This window comes from Pseudooceanicola profundus (assembly GCF_054919315.1).
The window spans coordinates 3,044,056-3,069,068 of sequence record NZ_CM142898.1 but is presented as its reverse complement, the minus strand read 5'-3'; the positions used below and the strand labels follow the sequence as shown (position 1 = coordinate 3,069,068).

Here is a 25,013-nt window from a genome sequence, read left to right as displayed (position 1 = left end):
GGACACTCATGAAACCGCCTCATGATCGCTAGCGGAATGCCGGACATTATGCAGCCCGCCCAGCCCCCTACATGACACTCGTGTGGCGGCACCGCCCGCCCGCAGGCCCTTCGGCCGCCTCTCGAAACGAACGGAGACGACCAGACATGAAATCCCTTATGACAGCCACCGCCCTCCTGATCGCCGCAGGCTCCGCCTCGGTCGCGCAAGAGATGACCGTGACCAAGGCCGCCGAGCTCGGCGGGCAGATCGGCGCCGCCGAGACCTTCACCGGCACCGCCTACGTGGCCCCGGTCTTCGGCCCCGACATGCATGATGTCAGCGCCGGCCACGTGACCTTCCTGCCCGGCGCGCGTTCGGCGTGGCACACCCACCCCGCGGGCCAGAAGCTGGTCGTGACCTCCGGCACCGGCTGGACCCAGGAGCGCGGGCAGGAGAAGATCCTGATCCAGGCCGGCGACGTGGTCTGGTGCCCGCCCGGTGTCGAACACTGGCACGGCGCCACCGACACCACCGCCATGTCGCACTACGCGATCCAGGCCAATGTCGATGGCTCTGCCGTGACATGGGGCGACCATGTCTCCGACGAAGACTATCATGGCGAGTAACCCCTCGCCCCTCCTGCGCGGCCTCCTCGGGGCCGCGCTTGTCGGTGTCAGCCTCAGCGCCGCTCTGCCAGGCAGGGCCGAAGCGAGCGAGACGCTGATCGACGGGCTCGACTACCCCTGGGATATCGAGGCGGAGGGCCAGACGCTCTACGTGACCGAGAAGGCCGGCACCCTCGGCATCCTCGAGGACGGCCAGTTCCAGCGCTTGCCGGTCCGCACCAGCGCGCCGATCCTGAACCACAGGGGCGGCGGGCTTCTGGGGCTGGCCCTGCGGCCCGACTTCCCCCGGAGCCGCCGGGTCGTTCTCTACCACCACACCGGTACCCCCGACGCCCGGACCAACCGGGTGATCGAGGCGGAACTGCGCGACGGAGCCTGGCACGAGACCCGCGTGCTGCTGGACGACATCCCGGGCCACCCGCTCTACAACGGCGGCCGCGTGGCCTTCGGCCCCGACGGGATGCTCTACGTCACCACCGGCTGGACCGAGAACCGCGCCCGACCGCAGGACATGGAAAGCCTCGCGGGCAAGATCCTGCGCCTGACGCCCGATGGCGCTGTCCCACGGGACAACCCCTTCCCGGGCTCGCCGGTCTACTCGCTGGGGCACCGGAACCCCCAGGGCCTTGCGTGGGATGACAGCGGCCAGCTCTATGCCGCGGAACATGGCCAGTCCGGCAACGACGAAGTGAACCGCATCGAAGCGGGCAGAAACTACGGCTGGCACCTGATCGAGGGCGACGAAACCCGCGACGGGATGCAGCGCCCGCTGGCCCATTCCGGGCGCAGCACATGGGCGCCCTCCGGCCTCGCATGGCAGGACGGGCACCTGCTTCTGGCCAGCCTGCGCGCCGGTGCCGTGCTTGCGATCACGCCTCAGGGCGCGGTCTCGACCGCGCAGGATGTGGGTGATCGCATCCGCGACGTCCTCGTCACCCCGCAGGGCATCTTCGCGATCACCACCAACCGCTCGCCGCGCCGCGACGGGCCGTCCGATGACCGGCTGATCCGGCTCGATTGACACTGAAGGGACGTCTCGCAATCAGATGATTAGACTTATGAATGTCGCACATCTATTTTCGGCAGGACACAGATGATCCACCGAAACCAGATCGAGACGTCCCTCATGCTCCGCGAGAATATCAACGACCTCATCGCATTGGCTGCCGTGGCCGAGGAGCGCAGCTTCACCAAGGCGGCCGCGCGGCTCAACGTCTCGCAATCGGCGCTCAGCCACACGATCAAGGGGCTGGAACAGCGCCTCGGGATGCGCCTGCTGACGCGGACCACGCGCTCCGTCGCGCCGACGCTGGAGGGCGAGGACCTGCTGGCCACGCTCAACCCCTGCTTCGAGAAGATCGAGGCCCGGCTGCTGGCCCTCAACGATGCGCGCAACCAGCCCACCGGCACGGTGCGGATCGTGGCCGTGGAATATGCCATCGAAAGCCTGCTCTGGCCCAAGCTCTCGCCGGTGCTGAAAGACTACCCCGCGGTGAACATCGAGCTGGTCATGGATTATGGCTTCACCGACCTTGCCGCGTCGCAATGCGACGCAGGTGTGCGCTACGGCGACCAGGTGAGCGACGGGATGATCGCCATGCGCATCGGCCCGGACGAGCGCATGATCTGCGTCGGCGCGCCCGGCTACTTCGACGAGATGGGCGCACCCGAGGTGCCCCAGGACCTGACCGAACATCGCTGCGTCAACCTGCGGCTCTCGACCCATGGCGCGCTCTACGCCTGGGAGTTCGAGGACGCAGAGGGCAATGAGATCCGGGTGAAGGTCAGCGGTCAGCTCTGCTTCAACACGATCAACCCGGTGCTGCGGGCGGCGGTGGACGGCCATGGCCTCGCCCTCGTGCCCGAGCGGCTGGCCGAGGCCGATCTGGCCGCCGGGCGGCTGCGCACCTGTCTCGATGCCTTCTGCCCCTCCTTCCCGGGCTTTCACCTCTACTACCCCAGCCGGCAGCGGCCGTCCTCGGCCTTCCAGATCGTGCTGGACGCGCTGCGCGAACGCGGCTGAGCCCGGCCGGGCCCCGGCCAGGGGCCGACCTGAGCGCCGTTCAGCCCCGGACTAAGCCATTGATGAAGATGCATCATGACTGGCATCGGGTGCCACGGCATTAACCTGCGGCGGATCGCCCCCACCTCTTCTGGACGCACGACCGACCAATCCAGGAGAGACCTATGAAAAAGCATCTCGCGGCTTCGGCCATCGCATTCGCAGCCACCGGCGCACAGGCGCAGGACGTGGCCACCACCTTTCCCGACGCCGTGGCCCGCGTTGCCCCCGCACTGCAAGCCTACAGCACCGATGACCTCATGGGCGCGGTCTGGAGCGACGAGGCCCTCTCGGTGCGGGACCGCGCCTTGGTGACCTTCGCCGCGCTGATGACCCGCCATGAGACCGAGTCCCTCGGCGCCTACGTCGAACTGGCGCTGGATGCGGGCGTGACCCCTGCAGAACTCTCCGAGACGATCACCCACCTCGCCTTCTACACCGGCTGGGGCAATGCCACCGCCGCCGCCGAGGCCATGGCCCCGATCTACGAGGACCGCGGCATTGCCGCCACCGACCTGCCCGGCGCCGAGGTCGACTTCCTGCCCCTGAACGAAGAGGCCGAAGCCGCGCGCGAAGAGACCGTTCAAAGCAACTTCGCCAATGTCTCGCCCGGCGTCGTCGCCACCACCCGCGACATCCTCTTCAACGACCTCTGGCTGCGCCCGGACCTCGCGCCCCGTGATCGCAGCCTTGTGACCGTCGCCGCCCTGATCGCCGCCGGTCAACCCGAACAGATGACCTTCCACCTGAACCGCGCCATGGACAACGGCCTGACGCAGGAAGAAGCAGGGGCCATGCTCTCGCACCTCGCCTTCTACGCCGGCTGGCCCAAGGTCTTCTCGGCCATGCCCGTGGCCAAGCAGGTCTTCGAAAGCCGCTGATCCGAAAGGTTTTTCCGGCAGATACGCTGCCCTTTCCCGGGCCCGCCACGGCGGGCCCTTTTTGTCCGTCCGGGGCACGCGCGCCCCGGAACGGCCCGGCTCACCTTCGGCCGAGGCAGGCCCGCCGCCCCGACAAACCGGCAATAGATGAGCAGGCCTCATGACTGTCCTGCCTTGATGCGCCATTTACGATCCGGGGACAGAGGACCAGATCCCCGTTATCGTGCTGCTGAGAGAGCGGCGCGCAAGACCACAGAAGATGACGACAGCGGCGGTCTTCGGGCCCGCACGCGGAACAGGACGACACAGATGAAGATCGGTATCCTCGGCTCCGGCCTCATGGGCGGCAAACTCGGCCAGATCTGGGCATCGGAGGGCCATGACGTGACCTTTGCCTATGCCCGCAGCCGCACGAAGCTCGACCGGCTCGCCAGCGAGGCGGGCGCGCGGGCCGGCACGATCGCCGAGGCGGTCGCGGAGGCAGATGCCCTGCTGCTGGCGGTCCACTGGTCCCGCACCGCCGAGGTGCTGGCCGAGGCCGGTGACCTCGACGGCAAGATCGTCCTCAACTGCTGCATCCCGCTCGACGCTGCCGACCGCGACCTCGTGGTGGGGCGGACGTCCTCGGGCGCGGAAGAGCTGCTGAAGCTGCGGCCCGGGGCCCGCTGGGTCTCGGCCTTCTCGACCACGCCGTCGGAGAGCTTCTTCCCGGTCCACGCCCGCAAGGGGCAGATCGAGCCACCCCATGTCATGATCTACGGCGACGACGCAGGCGCCAAGGAGGTGGCCTTCGCCCTTGCCAGCGACGTGGGCTTCGACCCGCAGGACACCGGTGGGCTGCGCAATGCCCGCTATGTCGAACCCTTCGCCATGGCGACGGTGGAACTGGCCTACGTCCAGCCCGGCCCCGCGTCCTGGACCTACAGATTCACGAAACTGCGCTGAGACGCAGAGAAAGGACCCTTCCCATGAAAATCATCCGTTCCGGCAGCGCGCCCTCCAACCCCGGCCCCGCGGACTGGTTCACCGGCACCGTGCGCGTCGACCCGTTGTTCCAGGCGGACGAACCCGGCCGCACCTCGGGCGCCCATGTGACCTTCGAGCCCGGCGCGCGCACCGCGTGGCACACCCATCCCGCGGGTCAGACCATCATCATCACCTTCGGCCGCGGCCGCGTGCAGCGCGAAGGCGGACCGGTCGAGGAAGTGACCCAGGGCGACGTGGTCTTCTTCCCCGCAGACGAGAAGCATTGGCACGGGGCCTCGGCCGAGACCGCGATGAGCCACATCGCCATCCAGGAAAGCATCAACGGCTCGCCCGTCACCTGGATGGAAAAGGTCGCCGACGAAGACTACAACGGCTGAGCCGTCCCGGCAGGGCACCGCGCGCGCCCTGCCCCCCGCCTCCTGTCCGCGTCGCGCGGCGCCGGGCCTGCGACCGCCAGACCCGGGGCCGGCAACACCGCGTCCGGATCGCCACGGGCAGCCGCAAGGCACGATCCGCACGACGCCCCCCATCAGCCAGACAGCCGTCAATCGCTTGACGCCTCACGGATTCACGCTGCGATCACGCAGGGTGGCGCAGGATCGTCTTGTCCGACCCCGGGCATCAGACCCGGGGCGGTCATTTCGATACGAAAGTCTAGATGAAGTTATTTCAGCATCCCCTGCCCCGGACCATTCAGACGGTCTCAGGCTGTCGCCATGCCGTGTCCCGCGGAGGCACATGTCGAGAGATCGGAACTGGGTGGCCGGGGCAATTCGGACTTTCCCCACGACAGACCACCGCCTGCAGCCCCCGTGCCCTGCCCGCCACGCACCGCGTCGCCGCCGACGCCATGCCGACCCCGGCGGGTGCCGGATCACGCGCGCAGCATGGGCGCGAAGGCCTCGGGCTCCAGCAGGCCCAGGCGACGGGCCAACGTCACAGGGTACTCCCGGTCGGAGACGAAGGCCTCCAGCGTGAAATCGGGCTCCAGCGCGCGCAGCCGCGCCAGCACCCGGCCCGCGCGCTCGTAATCCCTGCGGCTGGCATAGGCCGCCAGCAGGTAGCGCAGCGGCGGCCGGAACTCGGGCGCAAGGGCCGCGACCGTCTCGAAGGAGCGGCAGGCCTCGTCAAGCTCGTTCAGCTGCAGCGCGGAGAGGCCGACATGGAACTCGCACCAGAAATAGAGATGGGTCCGCTGCGCCAGTTTCGCCGCCGTCTGCGCCGCCTCCTTGGCCATGCGCGGCTTGTCCGCGTAGAGCGCGGCAATCGCGTAGGCGATCCAGCTCAGCGGGTTCGACGGGTTCACCCGGATCGACATGCTGGCCAGCTCGGACCCGGCCTCGGCATTCCAGCCCAGCAGGACATTGGCATTGGCCGCCGCCGAGAGGACCATGGAATTCATCGTGTCCGCCTCCACGGCGCGCGCGGCATATTCCAGCCCCTGCTCGACGCAGAGCTGCTCGTCCGGTTCGAACCGTTCGATCAGCTCGATGATCGAGGTCTGCGCACGCCAGCCCATGATCGTCCCCGCGAGGTCCGGCACCTCGTGGCTCTCCAGCACAGCGCGGGCCTGCTTCACCCGGTCAGGCCGGAACGAGAAGACCCCGGCGATCACGGGCCCCAGCAGGAAGCCCGTGTTCTCGCGCCCCGCGTCACGCTCGATTGCCTGCACCAGCGCCGATTGCACCCGGAAGGCCAGCCCCAGAAGCTGGCTGTCGGAGCTGAGGAAATCCGATCCGCCGCCGACCCGCGCCGTCTCGGTCCAGAGCACGTGGCCGGACAGGGCGCGCCGGGCCGTGGCGCGGAAGGAAATGCCCGCATCGCCCCCGGCCTGCGCGGCCCGGACCTCGACCACGAGCGTATGGGCATCGGGCACCTCGGGGGCATCGTAGCCGATCCGCACCTCGCCGTATTCGGACAGGTTGCGCGTGAGGATCGCGAGGAACTCGCTCTGCAGGTGGAAGGCCTCGGCGGTGGCCCCGTCCCATCCCAGCAGCGCCACGTGCCACCCCTGCGGCGGCGTGTGCGGTGCAGCGGCGGCGGGCGTGGCCCCCTCCTCTCCGCGCCGCCCCTGAAGCCAGAGGTTGAATTCGCTGTCGGGCACGTCGAGCCCTTCGAGGAAGGCGGCCCCGCGCCAGAGCGCCGGCGCGGGGCGAAGCTCGACCTGCGCCGCCTCCAGCCAGACCGACACCCGGTTGGCCTGCAGCAGGTCGCGATGCGGCCCCAGCGCGCGGCGGATCGTGGCCAGCGCCTGCCGCAGGTTGGCAGCGCCCTGTTCGCGGTCGCTCTCGCTCCAGAGCTTGTCCTGAAGCCAGGCGCGGGTTCGGCGCAGCCCGCCGCCCGTGGCCAGCAGGGCCAGCACGGCCTGCGCCTTCTGGCTGACCGGCGTGCAGTCCGCGCCATCCGGTCCCGTCACCCTGAAGTGACCGACCAGATCGAGCGTCACCCTGCCCGCCGTGTCCTTTGCCATCGGTCCCCCGCGCCTCCCCGACCCCAAGGTCATGGACCCGAAATGCCACGCCCGAATATCTGGGCCCGAATATCTGGACCCGAAATTCTGGACCCGAAAATCTGGGCCCGCTCCCCGCCGGACCCTAGCATGGCGCAGACCGTCTGGGAACGCGCAGGCCCGGCACGGCGCCATTCCTTGACTTGCGCAAATCAATTCAGAGATAGTTTTTGAGCGAAGGATCGCAGGAGGATAGCAATGTCGGACCTCTACCTGGGAAGCGGACGCGGATCTGGCCGTGGCTCCGGACGCGGCAGCGGTCGCGGATCAGGGCGCGGGTCGGGCCGTGGTTCTGGTCGGGGCTCCGGTCGCGGCGGCCCGGAGGACGACGGCCTCGTCGCCGAGGCACGGCTGACGACCCATGACGCCATCGCCGGCTACTGGGCCCCGCCCGAGGACAACCGCGCGGTGGCCGACATCGCGCCCGACACCGGCCTGTCCTACCTGACGCCCGACCGGCGGCGCGATCTGCTGCTCGGCAGCCTGATGGGGCATTTCGCGGTGCGCCCGGCCTGCGGGGATCGGATCGGGGCCGAGGTCCTGCTGGGCGAGGCCGTGATCTGCACGCTCACCCGCCCCGGTGTCGAGGTGCTGGGCCGCCAGATGGCCTGGCTGCGCGCCTATGCGGACCTGCGCGAGGACCGCGCGCATGAGATCCTGCTCCAGTCCGGCGACCTGCTCTATGGTTTCGCCGCGATCCGCCCCCTCGCCACGCCGCAGAAGCCGCGCACGCAGGACCTGCTGGCGGTGACGCAGGAGTTGACCATCCTGCTGGAGATGCAGGTGAAACACCTCTGCCGGGCGCCGCGCCCCGCGGATTTCTCGGACCGGGTGCAGCCGATCCTCGATACGCCGGATCACAGCACCTATCCCTCGGGCCATGCGACGGAATCCTTCGCGCTCGCCACCGTGCTGCACTACCTGGACACCGGGCAGCTGCCCGCCGAGGCCGCAGCGCCCCCCGCGCAGGTCTTCCTGCTGGCGCATCGCATCGCGGTGAACCGCACCGTGGCGGGCGTGCATTTCCCGGCGGATTCCGCTGCCGGGGCGGCGCTCGGCTGTGCCATCGGCTGCGCGGTGATCGCCCTTGCGGGCGGGGCGGAAACGCCCGTGGCCCATGCCTATCCCGACGGGGCCTTCCCCCCCGAGGGCGCGGATGACTTCGACCGGGCCGCCATGGCCGCGGGGCTGACCGCGGGCCACGCCCTGCCGGCGCCCGCCGGACCGGTCAGCGCCGTGCTGCGGCAGTACTGGGCCGATGCGGTGGCCGAGTGGCGCACCGCGCCCGCGGAGGGGACCGGCGCATGAGCTGGCAGCCGTGGAGCGACGACGCGCGGCTGCATCCCTCGCCCTACCTCGACTGGGCCTATCGCCTCTATCCCGCCTACGGCGACCCCGCGCGCTTCGTGCGCGTGCCGGACCCGCGGTCGCTCTGGCAGCTGCACCAGTGCGGGCCTCAGGACAGCCCGCCGCCGGTGACCCGCTTTCCGGTGCCCGTGGCCATGGCGAACCCGGCCTTTGGCCCACCCGGCCCGACGCAGGTCGAGGCCTGCGCGTCGCTGGCCCCCGATCCGGCCTGCCTGCCGCCGATCACGTCCGAGACCATCATCGCGGCGATCATCGACGTGGACATCGGCTTTGGCCATCGCAGCCTTCGGACCGCCGCGGGCGACAGCCGCGTGCTGGCCGCGTGGCAACAGGGCGCGGCCCCGGCGGGCCCCCTGCCCTTCGGCCGCGCCTGCCTGAAACAGGACATCGATGCGGCGCTCGCCCGGCATAGCCCCACCGGCCCCACGGGACCGCTCGACGCGGAGGCGTTCAACCGCAGCCTCGGGCTGAGCGATCCGCTGGCCCGGGGCTGCGACGGGCTCGAAAGCCGCTTTGCCCATGGCACCCATGTCCTCAGCCTGCTGGCCGGGGCCGATCCCGCCCGCGACCCGGCCTTTGCCGAGCACGTGCGCATCCTCGCCGTCAGCCTGCCCCCGATCAGCGCCTATGGCGAAGGTGGCGGGATGCTGGACGAATACCTCAGCTACGGGCTGCGCTGGATCGTCGAGACCTACCGCGCCCTCGTGCAGGCCTCGGGGCTCACCGTGCCGCCGCCGCTGGCGGTCAATGTCTCCTTCGGCAAGCAGGCAGGCGCACGCGATGCCGGGCAGGAATGGCTGCGGCAGGTCATGGCGCTCGACACGCTCTTTTCCGAAACGCCCGACACGCCGCCGCGCCTGACGCTCTTCGTGCCCGCGGGCAATGACAACCTCTCGCGCGGGCACGCCGCGCTGGAGCTGGCCCCCGGCGCGGAGGCCGAGATCGACTGGCACCTCCAGCCCGAGGACGAGACCTCCAATATCGTCGAGATCTGGTCCGACGGCCGCCCCGGCGATCCCGTGCCGCTGGCCCTCGACCTCGTTCCGCCGGGACAGGGCCCGCAGGGCTTCACCGCCGCCCAACCGGATCAGAACGGGGGCCAAAGCCGGGCGCTGACCGGCGGCGCAGGCCGGATCTACTGCGACGCGGTCACGGCGCCCGACGGCGCGCTGCGCCATCGCCACCAGATCTGCCTCGCCCCGACCCGGCCCGGGGCGACGGGCGTCACCGCGCCGGCGGGCCGGTGGCGGCTCAGGCTGCGCAACGCGGGCCCCGCCCCGCTCCGCCTGCGGGCCCATATCCAGTCCGATCAGGCGACGCTGCCGGGGTTGAGACGCGCGCGGCACTCCTATTTCGACCACCCCGCCTACCAGCCCCACGACAGTCTCGGCGCGGCGGCGGACAGCTATGCCTATGATGCATCGGCCCGCGATCTCGACGGGCCCGATCCGCTGCACCGCCATGGCACGCTCAACGCCTATGCGGTGACGGAGGGGGCGATCTCGGTCGGCGGGTTCCGGGTCAGCGACGGGCGCCCGGCGGGCTATTCCGCCACCGGCGCGGCGGCCACGGCGATCGGCGGCCACCCCGGGCCCGACCTGCTGCTGCCCTCGGAGGACGGGCCCGCGCATTTCGGCATCCTCGCCGAGGGCGCGACGGATGGCGCCACCCTCGCCCTGCGCGGCACCAGTTTCTCCTGCGCCTGCGCGGCGCGGCGGGTGCTGGAACACTGGCTTGCAGGTGGTCCTGCGGAAGGACTGGCAGCGGAGGCCCGCACGCTGCTCACGCAGGAGGCCGCGGCGCAGGAGGCGGCGGGCCACTGGCGCCACGGACCGATCGCGCCTGCCAAGGGCGGCGCGGGCCGCCACGCCTTTCAGCCCGCCCGCGCCGTCGCCCGGCGCTGAGGCGCGACCGGATGGCCGGTTGCGCGCCGGGCCGCGGGGCGGTCTAATCGTTCCGGAAGACTCACGGGTGGACCTGCGATGAGCGAAGACCCCTATGACGTGCTCGGCGTGCCGAAGACCGCCACGGCCGAGGAGATCAAGAAAGCCTACCGGAAGATCGCGAAGGAGAGCCATCCCGATCTCCATCCCGGCGATGCGGCCGCCGAGGCCCGTTTCAAGGCGGCCGGCGCCGCCCATGACCTGCTGAAGGACCCCGAGACGCGCGCCCGCTATGACCGGGGCGAGATCGACGCCAGCGGGCAGGAACGCCCGCCCGAACGCACCTTCTACCGCGACTTCGCCGAACAGCCGGACAATCCCTACCGGCAGGGCCCGCGCTACGAGGGCTTCGGCGACGAGCAGGACATCTTTGCCGAGTTCCTGCGCCGCCACGGCGGGCGCGAGGGCGCCTCCTTCCGCAGCCATGCCTACCGGGCGCGCGGCGAGGATGCACATTACGCCCTCGAGGTGCCGTTCCTCGACGCGGCCAACGGCGGGTCGATGCGGATCACCCTGCCCGGCGGTGGCGGGCTCGAGGTGAAGATCCCCCGCGGCGTGCACGAGGGCCAGACCCTGCGTCTGCGCGGCAAGGGCGGCCCGGGCCATGGCGGCGGCGATCCCGGCGACGCCTATGTGACGCTCTCGATCCGCCCGCACCCGGTCTTCACCCGCGAGGGCGACGATATCGTCATCAGCCTGCCGATCACCCTCTACGAGGCCGTGCTGGGGGCCAAGATCGAGGCGCCGACCATCGCCGGTCCGGTCAAGGTGACCGTGCCCCGCGGCACCAGCAGCGGGCGTATCCTGCGGCTGAAGGGCCGCGGCATCGCGGCGGCAGGCCGTCCGGCGGGCGACCAGCGGATCGAGTTGCGCATCGCCCTGCCCGGGGAGGTCGATGACGACCTCGCCCGCTTCATGGAGGCGTGGCGCGACGGCCACGCCTACGATCCCCGCAAGGAGGGCACGCCATGAGCACCAGCGGTTTCTATTCCGAGGAGGAGGTCCTCGCCATCGTCGGGCGGCTGGACCGCCCGCGTCTCGTGCGGTTCCTGCGGGCCGAGGTGATCCGCCCCGCCGATGCCGAGGGGGGGCAGGTCTACCGGCAGGTCGACGTGGCCCGGATCGAGCTGCTCTGCGATCTCTGCGATGACTTCGACCTCGGCGACGAGGCGCTCACCATGGTCATGGGGCTGATCGACCAGCTCCATGGCACCCGCGGCGACCTCGCGGCGCTGATGCGCGCGCTCGGGGATGAACCGGACGAGGTCCGGGGACGGGTGATGCAGCGGTTGCGGGGCTGAGCCCGGGCCGATGGGTGCCCATCCCGCCCCCCGCGGGAGGCGGGGCCGCGCTCACTCCGCCGGTTGCGCCCTGCCCCCGCCTTCTTCCCCGGTCCGGCGCGGGAACAGGCCTTCGATCAGCAGGTAGATCACCGGCGTCACGAAGAGCGTCAGCACGAAGGCGAAGCTGAGCCCGCCGGTGATGACGAGGCCGATGGCCTGACGGCTCTCGGCGCCCGCGCCCGCGGCAGTGGCCAGCGGGACAGCCCCCAGCACGGTGGCGATCGTGGTCATGGTCACGGGCCGCAGCCGGGTCACCGCGCCCTCGATGGCCGCCTCGCGGAGGGAATGCCCCTCCTCGCGCAGCTGGTTGGAGAATTCCACCATCAGGATGCCGTTCTTGGCCATCAGCCCCACCAGCAGGACAAGGCCGACCTGGCTGAAGATGTTCACGCTCTGCCCGGTCAGCCAGAGGGTCAGCACCGCGCCCCCCAGCCCCAGCGGCACGGTCAGCATGATCACCAGCGGGGTGCGGAAGCTTTCGAACTGCGCCGCCAGCACCAGGAAGACGATCGCCATGGCCATGCCGAAGACCATCGTCATGCCGCCCGAGGCGCGGATGTAATCCGCCGCCTGACCGGTCCAGGCAATCGTGGCCCCGGCGGGCAGCGCGGCCACGGCGCTTTCGACCCGGCCCATGACCTGCGCGAGGTCCGCACCCGCAGGCAGGTCTGCCTCCATCGAGACGGAATGCACGCGGTCGTAGCGTTCGATCGAGGGTACGGTGGCGGCGGTCTCGATCGTGGCGACGGAGGACAGCGGGATCAGGTCACCGCGGCTGTTGCGCAGCAGGATCGACATCAGGTCGGCCGGGTTGTCCCGGTCCTCGGGCGCGGCCTGCAGCACGACCGGGTACTGCCGCCCGTCGGAGGTGTATTCCCCCACGGTCCGCGAGGCGACCAGCGTTTGCAGGGTGGAGGAGACCGTCTCGGCGTCGAGGCCAAGGTCCTGCGCGCGCAGCCGGTCCACGGTCAGCGTGGCGCCGGGCTGGTTCGCGGCATAGCCCACCTCGACGTTGGAGAGGTCGGGATCGGCCTCCAGCGTGACGGCAAGCTCCTGCGCCCACTCCGCGGCGCGGTCGATGTCGGGGGCGCCCAGCATGAATTGCAGCCCGCCGCGCCCGCTTCCGATGCCGAGCCCGCCGGAGGGGCGCATCCCGGTCTGGACCTCGGTGATCTGCGACAGCGGCCCGCGCAGCCCGGCCATGACCTCGGTCACGCTCTGGTCCCGCTGGTCCCAGGGTACGAGGTTCACGAAGAGCAGCGCACGGCGCAGCTCTCCCCAGAGCCCGACGATGGCCGTCACGTTGGCCACGACGCCCTCGGCGCGCAGCGGATCCAGCAGCGCCTCGACCTCGCGGGCGGCGGCATCGGTGTAGTCGAGGCTCGCCCCCTGCGGCGCGGTCACGTAGATGCGGAACTGGCCGCGATCCTCGGGCGGGGTGACCTCCTTGGGCAGCGCAAGGTAGAGCGCGACGGAGCCCGCCACGACGAAGCCCGCGAAGGCCAGCAGGATCTCCGGCGCCTTCAGCACGGCACGCAGGCCCGCGCGGTAGCCGCGCTCGACCCAGCCGATCACGGCGTTCACCACCCGCGTCAGCAGGTTGGGCCGGTCGTCGCGCGGCATCATCCGCGCCGCCAGCATCGGCGACAGCGTCAGCGCCACGAAACCCGAGACAGAGACCGCCACCGCCAGCACGATGCCGAATTCGGCAAAGAGCTGGCCGATCTGGCCCTCCATGAAGCTGACCGGCAGGAAGACCGCGATCAGCACGGCGGTGGTGGCGATGACGGCGAAGTTCACCTGGTTGGCCCCGCGCCGCGCGGCCTCGGCGCGGCTCTCGCCCATGGCGCGGTGGCGCTGAATGTTCTCCAGCACGACGATGGCGTCATCCACCACGAGGCCGATGGCAAGGATCATGGCAAAGAGCGTCAGGATGTTCAGCGAGAAGCCCAGCAGGGACATCACCAGCGCCGCGCCGAGGATCGAGACAGGGATCGTGACCACCGGCACCAAGGAAAGCCGCGCGGAGCCGAGAAAGAGGAAGATCACCGCCGTCACCAGAAGCACGGCCTCGATGAAGACTTGCCCGACCTCGTGCAGCGTGGTCTCGATGAAGAGCGCCTCGTCCGAGGTCACGGCGAGCTGCATCCCTTCGGGCAGCAGCGGGCGCATCCTTTCCAGCTCGGCCTTCACGGCGCGCGAGATGGAGACGGTATTGGCCTGCGCCTGCGGCTGGATGCCGATGCCAAGGCCGGTCACGCCATTGGCGCGGTTGAGGCTTTCGTTGCTGGTCGGACCCGGCTCGATCCGGGCCACGTCGCCGAGGCGCAGCGGCCGTTCACCGCCGTCGCGGATCACCAGCTGGGCGAATTCCGCGGCCGAGGTCATCCGGGTCCGCGCCAGCAGCTGCAGCTGCCGCGCGCCGGTCTCGATCTCGCCCGCGGGCAGTTCGATGTTGTTGGATTGCAGCGCCGAGGTGATGTCGCCCGTGGTCACGCCATGGGCCGCCATCAGCCCGGCGTCCAGCCAGATGCGCATTGCCGGAGCCCGCTCGCCGTAGAGCGCGGCATTGGCCACCCCGGGCAGCCGGGCCAGCCGGTCGGTGATGTAGCGGTCGGCGTAGTCCGACAGCTCCAGCGGTGTCATGGTGCTGGACGAGAGGGAGAGCCGCAGCACCGGGTCGCCCTGATCGTCGTTCTTGCGCACCACGGGGGCGTCGGCCCCCTCCGGCAGGTCGCGGGCGGCGCGGTCCACGGCGGTGCGCACATCGTTGGCGGCGCTCTCGATATCGCGGGAGGGATCGAAGACCAGCACCGTGCGGGCGCGGCCGCGCTCGCTCTCGGTGTCCATGCTCTGAAGGCCGCTGACCCCGGCAAGGGCGCCCTCGATGACGCTTGCCACCTGGCTGTCGACCACGTCGGGCGAGGCGCCGGTGTAGTTGACGAAGACCGTGATGCGCGTGGCCTCGGTCTGGGGCAGTTCGCGCACCGGCAGCCGCGTCAGGGCCACGGCCCCCAGCAGCACGATCAGCAGGTTCAGCACCGTGGCCAGAACCGGACGGCGAATGGACAGATCGGGCAGGCTCACGGCGACACGCGGGTCAGGCTGGCGGCCTGCATCCCCTCGGCGGCCACCACCTGGGTGCCGTCGCTGACGCTGTGCAGGTTGGTGACGATGACGGGCATCCCCTCGGCCAGGTCGCCGGTTACCTCGATCAGCGTGCCGCGCTGCATGCCGGTCACCACCTCCACCCGGCGCGCGGTGTCCCCCTCCACCACGTGGATGAAGCTCTGCGTCCCGGCGGAGGTCAGCGCGCGTTCCGGCACCGCCAGCCCCTCGCGGCGCGACAGTTCCAGCGCGGCCTGCATGAACATGCCCGGCCGCAGGCGGCGGTCGCCGTTGGGCACCTCGGCGCGCAGCGCGATGGAGCGGGTCGAGGGATCGACCCGCGTGTCGAGCGCAGAGATCCTGCCCTCAAAGGCCTCGTCGGCCCAGGCCGGCGTGGTAAAGCTGACCGCCTGCCCCGGCGCGAGCCGCGAGAGGTAGCGTTCGGGCACGTTGAAGGCGACCTCCACCACCGAGAGATCGTCCAGCGTGGCGATCTCGGTCGTGGTGGTGACGATCTGGCCCGGCGAGACATCGGTGAGGCCCACCACCCCGTCGAAGGGCGCCCGCAGGTCGCGGTCCGACAGCGTGGCAAGGGCAAGGTCGCGTTCTGCCTGCGCACGCAGCAGCGTGGCGCGGGCGGCCTGAAGCGAGGCCTCGGAGCTGCTGCCGCTCTGTTCCAGCCGCTGCTGGCGGTCGAAGGCGGCCTGCGCCTCCGACACCGTTGCCTCGGCGGCGGCGAGGCTGGCGTGGGCCTCGGCATCTTCCAGCTCCAGCAACAGGTCGTCTTGGCGGACCTCCTGCCCCGGGGTGATATGCACCTGCACGATCCGCCCGCCGGCAGAAGGTTGCAGCGTGACGGACTGGCGCGCGCGGGTCGAGCCCACGGCCTCAACCGTCTCGACGAAGGTCTGCTGCTGCACCGGTTCGGTCACCACGCGCACGGGGCCACGGGGGCCGCGCGGGCCCTGCGCTGCAGGGGAGGTGGCCGCCTGCATCTGGTCGGTCAGCTTGAAGCCGGCGTAGGAGGCCCCCGCCAGCAGCACGACGCCAAGAAGGATGCGCAACAGCTTCATCAAATGCCTTTCGATATCTCCCCGTGCCGCAGAATGAATACAGCCCTGAATTCCGGCAAGTGAAGAAACGATGATGACTGCCCGGCATGACATTTCGTGATCGCCCGCGCCGCCGATCCAGCCATGCGCCCTGCAACTGCGGGGCGAAACGGACAAAACATATATCCTCTATCCCGATTAGGAGCCCCCTGCTAGCATTCCAGTCGGGTCCGCATGTCGACCCGGACCAGCCAATGCCACATGAGCCAGTTCCGGAGGTTTTCCAAATGACAGATGTCCGCAGATCACCGGCCCCCCGCAGGCGCCCCGGCGCGCGCCGTGGTGACACCGCAGCCCGGGTGCAGGCGATGCCCCTGACGCTGTCCCCGCCTGCCGCCTCGCGGGGCCTGATCGCCACCCTCACCGTGGTTGCCGCCTTGATTGCCGCTGCGGCGACGGCCCGGGCCGAAACGCCGGTCGAGCGCGGCGAGAGCCTCGTGCAGGGCATCATGGCCTGTGGCAACTGCCACACCCCGATGGGCCCCGACGGCCCGGTGCTGTCGCAGGACCTCTCGGGCCGGCTGGTGGACAAGAACGACATGTTCACCGCCATCGCCCCCAACATCACCCCCGCAGGCCGGATCGCGGAGTGGTCCGACGCCGAACTGGCCCGCGCGATCCGCGAGGGCATCCGTCCCGACGGCAGTGTCATCGGCCCGCCGATGCCCTTCGCCGCCTACCGCGATATATCGGACGAGGACCTCGCGGCGGTGGTGACCTACCTGCGCTCCGTTCCGGCGGTCGAGGCCGATCCGGGCCAGTCGACCTATGCCATCCCCCTGCCCCCGGCCTATGGCCCGCCGCTGGAGACGCCGGTGACGGCCCCGCCCGCAGGGGCCACGGCAGACTACGGCGGCTACCTCGCGGCACTGGGGCATTGCATGGAGTGCCACTCGCCCATGACGCCGCAGGGCCCGGACTGGGGCGAGGGCTTTGCCCGCGGCGGGATGGAGTTCCACGGTCCATGGGGGGTCTCACATGCGCCGAACCTGACCAACCACGAAGACGGGCTGGCGGGCTACAGCGACGCGGAACTGGCGGCGATCATCGGCACCGGCACCCGGCCCGACGGGGCGCGGATGCTGCCGCCGATGCCCTACGGCTACTTCGGCCGGCTGTCGGACCAGGACATGGAGGCGCTGGTGCTCTACCTGCGCTCGATCCCCGGCAAGCCCGACCTGTGATGCCGCGCCGGGGGGATGCGATGAGACCCTCATTGCAGACGCCCCGGCCGCACGGGCCAGACCACGATCGGAGACGCCCCCGAGACGACACGCCAATCCCGCAACGCTTCGAAATGGCGGGGTTCTTTTGCCTTGGTCAATTCGGCTCCAGCCCTTATTTTTATTGAATTAACGTCCCTCGACCCATTACCCAGACAACCCATTTCCCGGGAGGAAAACTCATGGCGACCATTACCGGCACCGCGGCGTCCGAAAGCATTCAGGGCACCGCGGCGGATGACCTCATCTCCGGCCTTGCGGGGGAAGACACCCTCGAAGGTCTGGACGGCAACGACACGATCTACGGCGGGCCCGATCAGGACCGGCTGCGCGGCGGCAACGGCGATGACAGCCTCGACGGGGGCGACGGTCGCGACAGCCTCTACGGCGGCGATGGCAATGACACCCTGAATGCCGGGACCGGATCGAGCGAGAGCCAGGGCGCCGGGGACTTCATCCGTCCGGGCGCGGGCTCCAACACGATCATCGGCCATCAGGGGCTGTTCGCAACCGGCGAGGGTGCCGACCTCAGCTACGAAGACGTGGATGGCAGCGGTGGCATCGTGATCACCGTGGGCGCGAACGGATCGGGCACCGCCGTCTCGAACATCCAGGGGGTGGTGAACGACACCTTCACCTACATCCACTATTTCGCGGGCACCCTGTCGAACGACACCTTCCACGGCTCCGCGAACGAGAACTGGGAAGGCTGGGCCGCGAGCGGCGGCAATGACACGATCAACGGCGGCGACGGCTATGACGAGCTGCTCTACAACAACGATCACTGGGAGGGCGGCACCGGCGGCGTCACGGTCAACTTCGCGACCCACCGGGCGATCGACGGGTTCGGGGACACCGACACCTTCACCGGGATCGAGGCCGTCAGGGGCACGGCGCAGGGGGATCTCTTCATCGGCTCCGAGAGCGAGGAATTCCTCAGCTTCCGCGGGCTGGAAGGCAACGACACGATCACCGGTTCCTCTGGCTGGGACCGCGCCGATTACCGCTCGGACGCGAACTACGGCGGCAGCGCGGGGATCATCGCGGACCTTGCCGCGGGGACCATCATCGACGGCTTCGGCGATACCGACCAGGTCTCGAACATCGACCAGGTCCGCGGCACCAACAGCGACGACACGATGACCGCGGCCGGCTTGTCGCAATCCGTCCGGTTCGACGGCAGCAATGGCGCCGACCGTCTGACCGGCGGCTCGGCGCGCGACACGCTGCATGGCGGCGACGGGGCCGACACGCTGACCGGCAACGCGGGCGATGACATCATCATCGGCGGCGACAGCGACGCCGACCTGCGGGACGTCGTCTTCGGCGGGGCCGGAAATGACTACATCGACGGCGGCTATGGCAACGACGAGCTTCGCGGCGATGCCGGCAACGACACGATCGAGGGCGGCTATGGCGCCGACACGGTGATCGGCGGCGATGGCGATGACGCGCTGACCGGCCAGACCTGGTCCGACGCGATCTTCGGTGGCGCGGGCAGTGACTTCATCAACGGGGGCTTCGGCCATGACCGCGTCAACGGCGGCACCGGCGCGGACCAGTTCTATCACCTCGGTGTCGAGGGCCATGGCTCCGACTGGATCCAGGACTTCTCCGATGCGGAGGGCGATGTGCTGGTCTACGGCGGCGGCAGCGCCACCGCCGCCGACTTCCAGGTGAACTTCACCGAAACGGCCAGTGCCGGTGCCGCGGGGGTGCAGGAGGCCTTTGTCATCTACCGCCCCACCGGCCAGATTCTCTGGGCCCTGGTGGATGGTGGCGCACAGGACCAGATCATGATGCGCCTCGGAGGCGCCGAGATCGACCTGCTGGCCTGAGGCCCCCGGCGCGCCTTGGCGATCCGCCTGCCCCGGGCGGACGTCCCCTACGGCATTGTAGGCACCCGGGCGGGCGTGCGAGCGCCCGGCCGGTCCGGCCCCTGCCCTGTTCCGGGCCCCTGGCTCGTCGCGGCTTCGGCCTGAAGCGAGGTCTCCCGGCAACCTCGACGCATGACGCGTGACCCATGCGTTCCTGTCTTGTCGAGAAAAGGAGGCGCCGACAGCGCGCCACTGCCGGTCAGCTCTAGCCCCCGCGGCCAGATCCAGTGTTCTTATGAAATTCAACATACTACCGCCAAAGATGCGTAATCTGTGCGGGAATGAGGCCTGAGTAGCAGCTAAGTTGCCCGCCGCACCGCCGCGGTCAGATCGTCGGTCGCGCACCTCATGAACTCCTCTAGATGGGTCGGGGGTGTCTCAGCTCCGCCGCCCATCCCCCTTTCGCAGCTGTCAGCCCGTGAGGGCCACCTCAGAATGTACCTGCACTCACCCCCCGGTCGGCCATCCCATAGAAATGGCCGTTTTCTTGCCTTGGTCAATTCGGCTGAAGCGCTTGTTTTTGTTGAGTTAGCCCGCTTCGACCCAATACCCCAAAGCCCATTTCCCGGGACGAACAACTATGGCAGCCATCGCCGGTACCTCGGCGTCCGAAAGCATTCAGAGCACCGCGGCGAATGACCTCATCACGGGCCTTGGGGGCGCCGGAACCTTCTGCCTGTCTGTGACATCCTGACGGGGATGACGCAGATCATATCCGAGCCAGCCGCGCCCCGGTATGCTGCCCTGCGATGATTATGAGTGATCGGTGTGTGCAGTAGGAGGCAGGTATGTCAGGTTCAATCAAAGGGTGGAGTTTCGTCTACATCGCAAGCGGTCCGGCCACGGGCCGCCATTGGGCCGGCCCGGCGCGGCTGATCTTCGAAGGCGGCACCGGCGCACCCGAGTTGATCATCGGCGACGACACTGTGACCCTTGCGCAAGCCGGGGCGCAAATCACCTACAGCAGTATCGGTGTCTACGACCGACCCACCGCCACCACGTCGCAGGACAGCCTGACGCTCGAAGGGCGTGAGGCTGATGTGATCGCCCTGCGCTGGGGCGAGGCGTTCAGCCAACTGACCTATCTGTTACGCCATTGGACTGCCCCGGGCGAGAGTCCCTATACGGGCGTGGCGCAAAACTATTTCTACCTGGACGGCGATTTGATCGAGGAGAGCGATCTGGCCGACTTTCCGGCCAACGAGATGCAGGGCCTCATCGACATCAGCCAGATCGTTCCCACCGAGCGGTTCGTGCCCGGCACCACGATCGCGCTTGAAAGCCTCGCAGGTTACCTTGACGCCGATTTGGTGCCCGTTGCGACGGAGGGCAATGATCTTGCGCAATTTGTGCCCCTGATGGCGCCCTTCGATGCCCTTGGCGGAGATGACACCGTCATCGGCAGTGCTTCGGACGACAGTGCCGCAGGTGGAGCCGGCAACGACAGCCTTGCCGGACGCGACGGGAATGACACGCTCTCGGGCGGCATCGGTAATGACAGCCTTCTCGGCGACACCGGCAACGACAGTCTCAGCGGCGGCGATGGCGACGACCTGTTGAGTGGCGGGGCAGGCAGTGACGTCCTGACCGAGCTCAGAACTCCGCTGGGGCAAATCCTGCCCGCCTCGGGGAATGACACCCTGCTCGGCGGGGACGGCGACGATGTGATCAGCCTTGGCACCGGGTCCGACAGCGTGGACGGTGAGGCCGGGAATGACACGATATCGGTCGACTTCGACGGCGACGGCGGCACGACGGATGACCATACGCTGCGGGGCGGCGACGGCGACGACCAGTTCTTGCTTTACAGGGGTGGTGGCGTGGCCATGGGTGGCGCCGGGAACGATCACTTCACCTTGGATGGCGGCACCTACCGGATCGACGGCGGCGAGGGTATGGACACGCTGCGCGCGGCGCAGGCCGATCTCTCCGTCAGCCCGCTTGAGGGAGATGTCGCGATCGAGGGCATCGAGCACCTCGAGGGGTTCCGCACGGTCAGCAACCAACTGACCGGTGATGCCAATGCAAACGCGATCACCGGCGGCAACAATTCGGATACGCTGATCGGAAACGACGGCGATGATACGCTGGGCGGAGCCGGCGGCAGGGACAGCATGCTGGGCGGGGCGGGAGACGACCGGATGGACGGCGGCATCTCGAGTGACACCCTGCGTGGCGGCGACGGAGCGGATCATCTCGAAGGCAGCTATCAGGCCGACGTTCTGGACGGCGGCGCGGGCAACGACACGATCTACGGCGGGCTCGCAACCGGGGTGCCGCACCCGGATCTTTCCGATACGATCTACGCCGGTGCGGGGGATGATTTCATCTACGCGGGTTACGGCAACGATCTCGTCTATGGCGGCGCGGACCACGACACGCTTGATGGTCATGACGGGGCCGACACGTTGATCGGGGAGGCTGGCGATGACGTGATCTCAGGCGGCGCGCTTGGGGATGTTCTTGTCGGCGGCGCAGGCGATGACTTCCTGAGCGGTGGCTTCGGCCACGACAGGCTGCACGGGGGCGCAGGGGCGGACCGGTTCTTCCACGCGGGCGAGCCCGGCGACGGCACCGACTGGGTGCAGGACTACGATGCCGACGCCGACGACACTCTTGTGCTGGCCCCAACAGCAGTGCTCTCCGACTACCAGGTAAACTTCGCCGAGACCCCCGGGGCCGGTCAGGCCGACGTAGCCGAAGCCTTCGTCATCTACCGCCCGACGGGGCAGGTCCTCTGGGCCCTGGTGGATGGTGGCGCGCAGGACAGGATCATGCTCACTATCGCAGGAACTGAATTCGACCTGCTCGCTTGATTTAGCCGATCAACTTGAGAAAAGGCCCGCCTGTGCTTCTGACGGGCCTTCATCGCTTGTTGCAAACTGACCTGCCACGGAATTCACTTCGCTGAACACTCATCTGTAGTTCGTTCGCGCACCACTGTTCACACCGGAAGGGAAATCCAACCATCCGACATGCCATTCGATTTTCCGTCATCGCACTATTCGCCAACCTGCGCCACGCCCGGGAGTTGATCGCCGACCGGCTCAACGACTACAACCATCACCGCCCCCACACGAGCCTCGAGAGGCTCACCCCGTGGGAGTATCACCAACGGTCAGCAGAGGACCAAACCCTGAACAGAGCGAGCTAAAAAACGCGGGCTCTATGGGCAGCAGGTCACGGCTAACGCATTGTCGTCGCTGACTACGACGCTTTCGACCCATTGCGGTCGTTCGCGACCAGCGCTGCGAATGGCAACTCCTCGGCGCTGCGCAGGGCCTTCTGGATAGCAGGATGAATAGCCAACACTACGGGGTGTCTGGGCGGTCCTGCCACTCGCGCCGGTGCCCGTAACCTACTTCTTCGCTTTCGCGATCTCCTCCAAAGCATCTGACATACGCTTGCGTTCGGCAGCTTTGCGCTTGCTAGAGCGAACAATCAGAAAGATGGGCAAGCCGACTAGAAGAACAATAAGCAGGAGGCCCGGCAGGCCGATGTTGTTAAGCACGTTGTTCTCCGTCTGTTGCTCTGATTTCCGATGCACCATTGGTTGCCCGACATCGTAGCAAAATCAAGCGGGTGGTTCTCGACGGCAGGGGCGTTCGGGCACGTTCGGCCCGCCGCTATCAACTTTTTGCCAGCTCCGATCGCCATGCCAGGTCCGATGCCCATGACCTCTGGCGTCGCTACGCCCGCGAGATGACCGCCTAACATTCGCCCTTCCGTCCGACCGCGCCGACCGCTCAATAGGTTGGCAATGCCGCGCACCGGGCGTGCTGGCCTGCGAGTGGAGCGGGCCGGTGTTTGTTACCTCGGCGCCCCGGCCCGGCGGGCCACCGCCCGTGCGCTCAGCAGGATCGCAAGGGTGAAGAAGAAGGGGATCAGAATCTCCAGGCTTTCTTCAATGACTTCAAAGCCCTCGCTGGTGCCTTCTTCGAACTGGATCCCGAAGGGCGCGAGTTTGCGCGCAATCCCGTCGATCGACTTGCTGGCCACGGCGAGAGCAAGGCCCGCCACGAAGGCGCAGGCCCAGGCCTCGCCGCTGCGCAGGGCGCGCGGCATTGTGGCGCCCCGCCGCCGAACCAGCGAGACCAGGGTCGCAACCAGCAAAGCCCAGATCCCGAGCGCGAGACCCTTCTCCCAGAGCGCGGTATCGCGGACGAATATCTTGGTGCTCAGGAGCCCTTCGCTGGTGAAGGCTTTATCGAAATCGAGCTCTCGGGCAGCCATGAAGAGCAGGATCGACACGACCGACCAGAGCGGCGCCCGCGCGGTCCTGAGATAGGCCACCGTGGCCACGAGGTAGCCCAGCATCGAGATCATCTCGATGCCGCCACCTTCCCGTGCAAGCGAGCCGCCTTCGGGGAGCCGGGCCCAGTCGAGGCCCACGACGCAGGCCGCGATCACGAGGTAGGCGCCCATGCAGGCCGCGATGCTGGCCGGATCAGGAATGTTACGGTTGTTCATGTGCGGTGTTCCAAGCTGGCTTGAGCATCCCGCATTTTCGCATGAACGCATGGCCATCTGCAAAGGCAGGTCGGGGAACCAAGAGGCGCCAACTCGAGCCGTCGGTCAAGCAAGACGCTGCGGAATGAGGTCGGGCGCAAGTGTCCCCCGGCCCGGCAACGGATCACAGCAGCGGAACCGGAAATTCGCGGCGGTTCCTCCCTCCTCCCCGGGGGCGCCGTACTTTTAAAGCTACCAAACCATCGATGCGATTGTTCATCCAATCGCGCGTAGAGCACATCTTCCGAGATCGAGGGCTGGGTCGAAGACGCGAAGCGGGGGATGGAGAACTCTCTGCGGGTCAATCCGCTCGACATTCGGGAGCAATACGAGAAGCAGCTCAAGGACCTTCAGGAGGCCTACGGCGAGGCCATGCTGGAGCTCCGGGCGCGAAAAAAGGTGCAGGCCCTGCTGGATGCGCAGGACGGGAATTGATCCGTCGCATTCAGCAGGGCCTCGGCGCCGAGGGCATCACGGTGTCGATCGCCAGGCTCTGTGCCTGGTTCGGCGTGCCGCGCCGCACGGTCTACTATAAGCCGGTGAAGGCCGCTCCGCGGATCGATCCGCGCTTCGCCGAGCCGATCAAGGCGATGATCGAGGAGGAGCCCTCCTTCGGCTATCGGACCGTAGCCTGGCTCCTGGGCTTCAACAGTGAGGCCCCGAACGCCATTGGTCCGAGTGAGAGGGCCGAACGACGGTGCAGCGGATCTTCCGGCTCAAGGGCTGGCCCCTTTCGGCCGCATGCTGCGCATGCGCCTGCCGGGCAACGGGTCCGGAAGCGGGCTGTCGGCATGCGGCCCCGCATCCAGGCCGTTCCATCCGTCGCCACGGCGCCGAACGAACGCTGGTCCACGGATATCGCCCGCATCTGGACCGGCAGGGATGGCTGGGCCTCGCTGGCGCTCGTGATCGATTGCCATACCCGGGAGTTACTGGGATGGCACCTGTCGAGGTCGCGCAAGGCAAGCACTGCCAGCGCAGCCCTCGAACACGCGCTCATCGCCAGGTTCGGCACGCTCGGCCGCGTCGAGGCGCCGTTCCTGCTGAGGTCCGACAACGGTCTGGTCTTCACCAGCCGCCACTTCACGGCGCTGGTCCGAAGCTACGGCCTGAAGCAGGAGTTCATCACGCCCCACTGCCCCCAGCAGAACGGCATGGTCGAGCGCGTCATTCGGACACTCAAGGAGCAATGCGTTCACCGCCATCGCTTCGAGAGCATCCAGCATGCGGTGCGGGTCCTCGGAGACTGGATCAGCTTCTACAACAACCGCCGCCCTCATCAGGCCCTTGCCATGCGCACGCCAGCCGAGGCATTCGGATTAGCGGCTTAACCTTAGCAGATTCCGCTGGGTCGATACAGGCAGCGCAACGGCAGTTCGTCAGATGACGGCATTACTTCCCCCAAAATTCCTCAACTGAATTGATGTCATAAGGCAATATGCAGCCACATTGCATGGTATCAGCACGCATATTGCCAGCCACT

General features: G+C 68.5%; 20 protein-coding genes and 1 pseudogene. 16 read left to right on the top strand and 5 right to left on the bottom strand.

What is annotated here, in order from left to right; translation table 11 throughout:
- The first annotated feature begins 158 nt into the window (after nt 1-158).
- From ACX9MO_RS14160 to ACX9MO_RS14135, 6 genes are all read left to right on the top strand, one after another.
- Nucleotides 159-608 (top strand): (R)-mandelonitrile lyase, encoded by a 450-nt coding sequence (locus ACX9MO_RS14160; protein WP_462212299.1) that lies wholly within the window; start codon nt 159-161, stop codon nt 606-608.
- On the top strand, nt 598-1,629 hold the full coding sequence (locus tag ACX9MO_RS14155; protein WP_462212298.1) for a PQQ-dependent sugar dehydrogenase: 1,032 nt from the start codon (nt 598-600) through the stop codon (nt 1,627-1,629). The genes ACX9MO_RS14160 and ACX9MO_RS14155 overlap by 11 nt, the downstream gene beginning before the upstream one ends.
- Nucleotides 1,630-1,701: 72 nt before the next feature.
- Entirely contained in the window at nt 1,702-2,631 is a 930-nt protein-coding gene (locus tag ACX9MO_RS14150; protein WP_261397809.1) for a LysR family transcriptional regulator, read from the top strand.
- Between the two features lie 164 nt (nt 2,632-2,795).
- Entirely contained in the window at nt 2,796-3,551 is a 756-nt protein-coding gene (locus ACX9MO_RS14145) for a carboxymuconolactone decarboxylase family protein (protein ID WP_462212297.1), read from the top strand.
- 309 nt (nt 3,552-3,860) lie between these two features.
- Nucleotides 3,861-4,496, top strand: a complete 636-nt coding sequence (locus ACX9MO_RS14140; RefSeq protein ID WP_462212296.1) for an NADPH-dependent F420 reductase — start codon at nt 3,861-3,863, stop codon at nt 4,494-4,496.
- A 23-nt stretch (nt 4,497-4,519) separates the two neighbouring features.
- Complete coding sequence (locus ACX9MO_RS14135) at nt 4,520-4,915, top strand: (R)-mandelonitrile lyase (RefSeq protein ID WP_222489331.1); 396 nt, start codon at nt 4,520-4,522, stop codon at nt 4,913-4,915.
- 497 nt (nt 4,916-5,412) lie between these two features.
- Here ACX9MO_RS14135 and ACX9MO_RS14130 read toward each other — a convergent pair whose 3' ends face one another.
- Nucleotides 5,413-7,008: a hypothetical protein gene (locus ACX9MO_RS14130; RefSeq protein ID WP_462212295.1), complete on the bottom strand. Its 1,596-nt coding sequence runs from the start codon at nt 7,006-7,008 to the stop codon at nt 5,413-5,415.
- 237 nt (nt 7,009-7,245) lie between these two features.
- Between ACX9MO_RS14130 and ACX9MO_RS14125 the strand changes: the two genes are divergently transcribed.
- From ACX9MO_RS14125 to ACX9MO_RS14110, 4 genes are all read left to right on the top strand, one after another.
- Entirely contained in the window at nt 7,246-8,355 is a 1,110-nt protein-coding gene (locus ACX9MO_RS14125) for a phosphatase PAP2 family protein (RefSeq protein WP_462212294.1), read from the top strand.
- On the top strand, nt 8,352-10,319 hold the full coding sequence (locus ACX9MO_RS14120) for a hypothetical protein (RefSeq protein ID WP_462212293.1): 1,968 nt from the start codon (nt 8,352-8,354) through the stop codon (nt 10,317-10,319). Before ACX9MO_RS14125 ends, ACX9MO_RS14120 begins: the two co-directional genes overlap by 4 nt.
- A 78-nt stretch (nt 10,320-10,397) precedes the next feature.
- Nucleotides 10,398-11,330 (top strand): DnaJ C-terminal domain-containing protein, encoded by a 933-nt coding sequence (locus tag ACX9MO_RS14115; RefSeq protein ID WP_462212292.1) that lies wholly within the window; start codon nt 10,398-10,400, stop codon nt 11,328-11,330.
- Nucleotides 11,327-11,659 (top strand): hypothetical protein, encoded by a 333-nt coding sequence (locus tag ACX9MO_RS14110; protein WP_462212291.1) that lies wholly within the window; start codon nt 11,327-11,329, stop codon nt 11,657-11,659. Before ACX9MO_RS14115 ends, ACX9MO_RS14110 begins: the two co-directional genes overlap by 4 nt.
- A gap of 51 nt (nt 11,660-11,710) precedes the next feature.
- Here the strand turns inward: ACX9MO_RS14110 and ACX9MO_RS14105 are convergent, their stop codons facing one another.
- Both ACX9MO_RS14105 and ACX9MO_RS14100 read right to left on the bottom strand, forming a co-directional pair.
- On the bottom strand, nt 11,711-14,788 hold the full coding sequence (locus tag ACX9MO_RS14105; protein ID WP_462212290.1) for an efflux RND transporter permease subunit: 3,078 nt from the start codon (nt 14,786-14,788) through the stop codon (nt 11,711-11,713).
- On the bottom strand, nt 14,785-15,882 hold the full coding sequence (locus ACX9MO_RS14100; RefSeq protein ID WP_222489324.1) for an efflux RND transporter periplasmic adaptor subunit: 1,098 nt from the start codon (nt 15,880-15,882) through the stop codon (nt 14,785-14,787). The genes ACX9MO_RS14105 and ACX9MO_RS14100 overlap by 4 nt, the downstream gene beginning before the upstream one ends.
- A gap of 347 nt (nt 15,883-16,229) precedes the next feature.
- Between ACX9MO_RS14100 and ACX9MO_RS14095 the strand changes: the two genes are divergently transcribed.
- The 4 genes and pseudogenes from ACX9MO_RS14095 to ACX9MO_RS14080 form a co-directional block, all read left to right on the top strand.
- Complete coding sequence (locus ACX9MO_RS14095; RefSeq protein ID WP_462212289.1) at nt 16,230-17,105, top strand: c-type cytochrome; 876 nt, start codon at nt 16,230-16,232, stop codon at nt 17,103-17,105.
- Nucleotides 17,106-17,326: 221 nt separating this feature from the next.
- Nucleotides 17,327-18,982 (top strand): calcium-binding protein, encoded by a 1,656-nt coding sequence (locus ACX9MO_RS14090; protein WP_462212288.1) that lies wholly within the window; start codon nt 17,327-17,329, stop codon nt 18,980-18,982.
- Between the two features lie 827 nt (nt 18,983-19,809).
- Nucleotides 19,810-21,837 carry a calcium-binding protein gene (locus ACX9MO_RS14085; RefSeq protein ID WP_462212287.1) on the top strand — a complete coding sequence of 676 codons (2,028 nt, stop codon included), beginning with the start codon at nt 19,810-19,812 and terminating at the stop codon, nt 21,835-21,837.
- 185 nt (nt 21,838-22,022) lie between these two features.
- Nucleotides 22,023-22,175, top strand: a pseudogene (locus ACX9MO_RS14080) (integrase core domain-containing protein); the annotation flags it as partial.
- A gap of 204 nt (nt 22,176-22,379) precedes the next feature.
- Here ACX9MO_RS14080 and ACX9MO_RS14075 read toward each other — a convergent pair.
- Both ACX9MO_RS14075 and ACX9MO_RS14070 read right to left on the bottom strand, forming a co-directional pair.
- The gene (locus ACX9MO_RS14075) at nt 22,380-22,532 is read right to left on the bottom strand and encodes a hypothetical protein (RefSeq protein ID WP_462212286.1); all 153 of its coding nucleotides are present in this window, start codon (nt 22,530-22,532) and stop codon (nt 22,380-22,382) included.
- A 299-nt stretch (nt 22,533-22,831) separates the two neighbouring features.
- The gene (locus ACX9MO_RS14070) at nt 22,832-23,491 is read right to left on the bottom strand and encodes a hypothetical protein (RefSeq protein WP_462212285.1); all 660 of its coding nucleotides are present in this window, start codon (nt 23,489-23,491) and stop codon (nt 22,832-22,834) included.
- A 321-nt stretch (nt 23,492-23,812) separates the two neighbouring features.
- Here ACX9MO_RS14070 and ACX9MO_RS14065 point away from each other — a divergent pair, with 321 nt between their 5' ends.
- Both ACX9MO_RS14065 and ACX9MO_RS14060 read left to right on the top strand, forming a co-directional pair.
- On the top strand, nt 23,813-23,965 hold the full coding sequence (locus ACX9MO_RS14065; RefSeq protein ID WP_462212284.1) for a hypothetical protein: 153 nt from the start codon (nt 23,813-23,815) through the stop codon (nt 23,963-23,965).
- Nucleotides 23,962-24,861: an IS3 family transposase gene (locus ACX9MO_RS14060; RefSeq protein ID WP_462212283.1), complete on the top strand. Its 900-nt coding sequence runs from the start codon at nt 23,962-23,964 to the stop codon at nt 24,859-24,861. Before ACX9MO_RS14065 ends, ACX9MO_RS14060 begins: the two co-directional genes overlap by 4 nt.
- Nucleotides 24,862-25,013 lie beyond the last annotated feature (152 nt).

What these genes read in the sequence shown, in the direction of transcription:
- ACX9MO_RS14130 (WP_462212295.1), bottom strand. Translation starts at nt 7,008, where the DNA reads ATGGCAAAGGACACGGCGGGCAGGGTGACGCTCGATCTGGTCGGTCAC.
- ACX9MO_RS14115 (WP_462212292.1), top strand. Translation starts at nt 10,398, where the DNA reads ATGAGCGAAGACCCCTATGACGTGCTCGGCGTGCCGAAGACCGCCACG.
- ACX9MO_RS14100 (WP_222489324.1), bottom strand. Translation starts at nt 15,882, where the DNA reads ATGAAGCTGTTGCGCATCCTTCTTGGCGTCGTGCTGCTGGCGGGGGCC.
- ACX9MO_RS14135 (WP_222489331.1), top strand. Translation starts at nt 4,520, where the DNA reads ATGAAAATCATCCGTTCCGGCAGCGCGCCCTCCAACCCCGGCCCCGCG.
- ACX9MO_RS14125 (WP_462212294.1), top strand. Translation starts at nt 7,246, where the DNA reads ATGTCGGACCTCTACCTGGGAAGCGGACGCGGATCTGGCCGTGGCTCC.
- ACX9MO_RS14140 (WP_462212296.1), top strand. Translation starts at nt 3,861, where the DNA reads ATGAAGATCGGTATCCTCGGCTCCGGCCTCATGGGCGGCAAACTCGGC.
- ACX9MO_RS14085 (WP_462212287.1), top strand. Translation starts at nt 19,810, where the DNA reads ATGTCAGGTTCAATCAAAGGGTGGAGTTTCGTCTACATCGCAAGCGGT.
- ACX9MO_RS14155 (WP_462212298.1), top strand. Translation starts at nt 598, where the DNA reads ATGGCGAGTAACCCCTCGCCCCTCCTGCGCGGCCTCCTCGGGGCCGCG.
- ACX9MO_RS14120 (WP_462212293.1), top strand. Translation starts at nt 8,352, where the DNA reads ATGAGCTGGCAGCCGTGGAGCGACGACGCGCGGCTGCATCCCTCGCCC.
- ACX9MO_RS14160 (WP_462212299.1), top strand. Translation starts at nt 159, where the DNA reads ATGACAGCCACCGCCCTCCTGATCGCCGCAGGCTCCGCCTCGGTCGCG.
- ACX9MO_RS14090 (WP_462212288.1), top strand. Translation starts at nt 17,327, where the DNA reads ATGGCGACCATTACCGGCACCGCGGCGTCCGAAAGCATTCAGGGCACC.
- ACX9MO_RS14095 (WP_462212289.1), top strand. Translation starts at nt 16,230, where the DNA reads ATGCCCCTGACGCTGTCCCCGCCTGCCGCCTCGCGGGGCCTGATCGCC.
- ACX9MO_RS14110 (WP_462212291.1), top strand. Translation starts at nt 11,327, where the DNA reads ATGAGCACCAGCGGTTTCTATTCCGAGGAGGAGGTCCTCGCCATCGTC.
- ACX9MO_RS14070 (WP_462212285.1), bottom strand. Translation starts at nt 23,491, where the DNA reads ATGAACAACCGTAACATTCCTGATCCGGCCAGCATCGCGGCCTGCATG.
- ACX9MO_RS14065 (WP_462212284.1), top strand. Translation starts at nt 23,813, where the DNA reads ATGGAGAACTCTCTGCGGGTCAATCCGCTCGACATTCGGGAGCAATAC.
- ACX9MO_RS14145 (WP_462212297.1), top strand. Translation starts at nt 2,796, where the DNA reads ATGAAAAAGCATCTCGCGGCTTCGGCCATCGCATTCGCAGCCACCGGC.
- ACX9MO_RS14150 (WP_261397809.1), top strand. Translation starts at nt 1,702, where the DNA reads ATGATCCACCGAAACCAGATCGAGACGTCCCTCATGCTCCGCGAGAAT.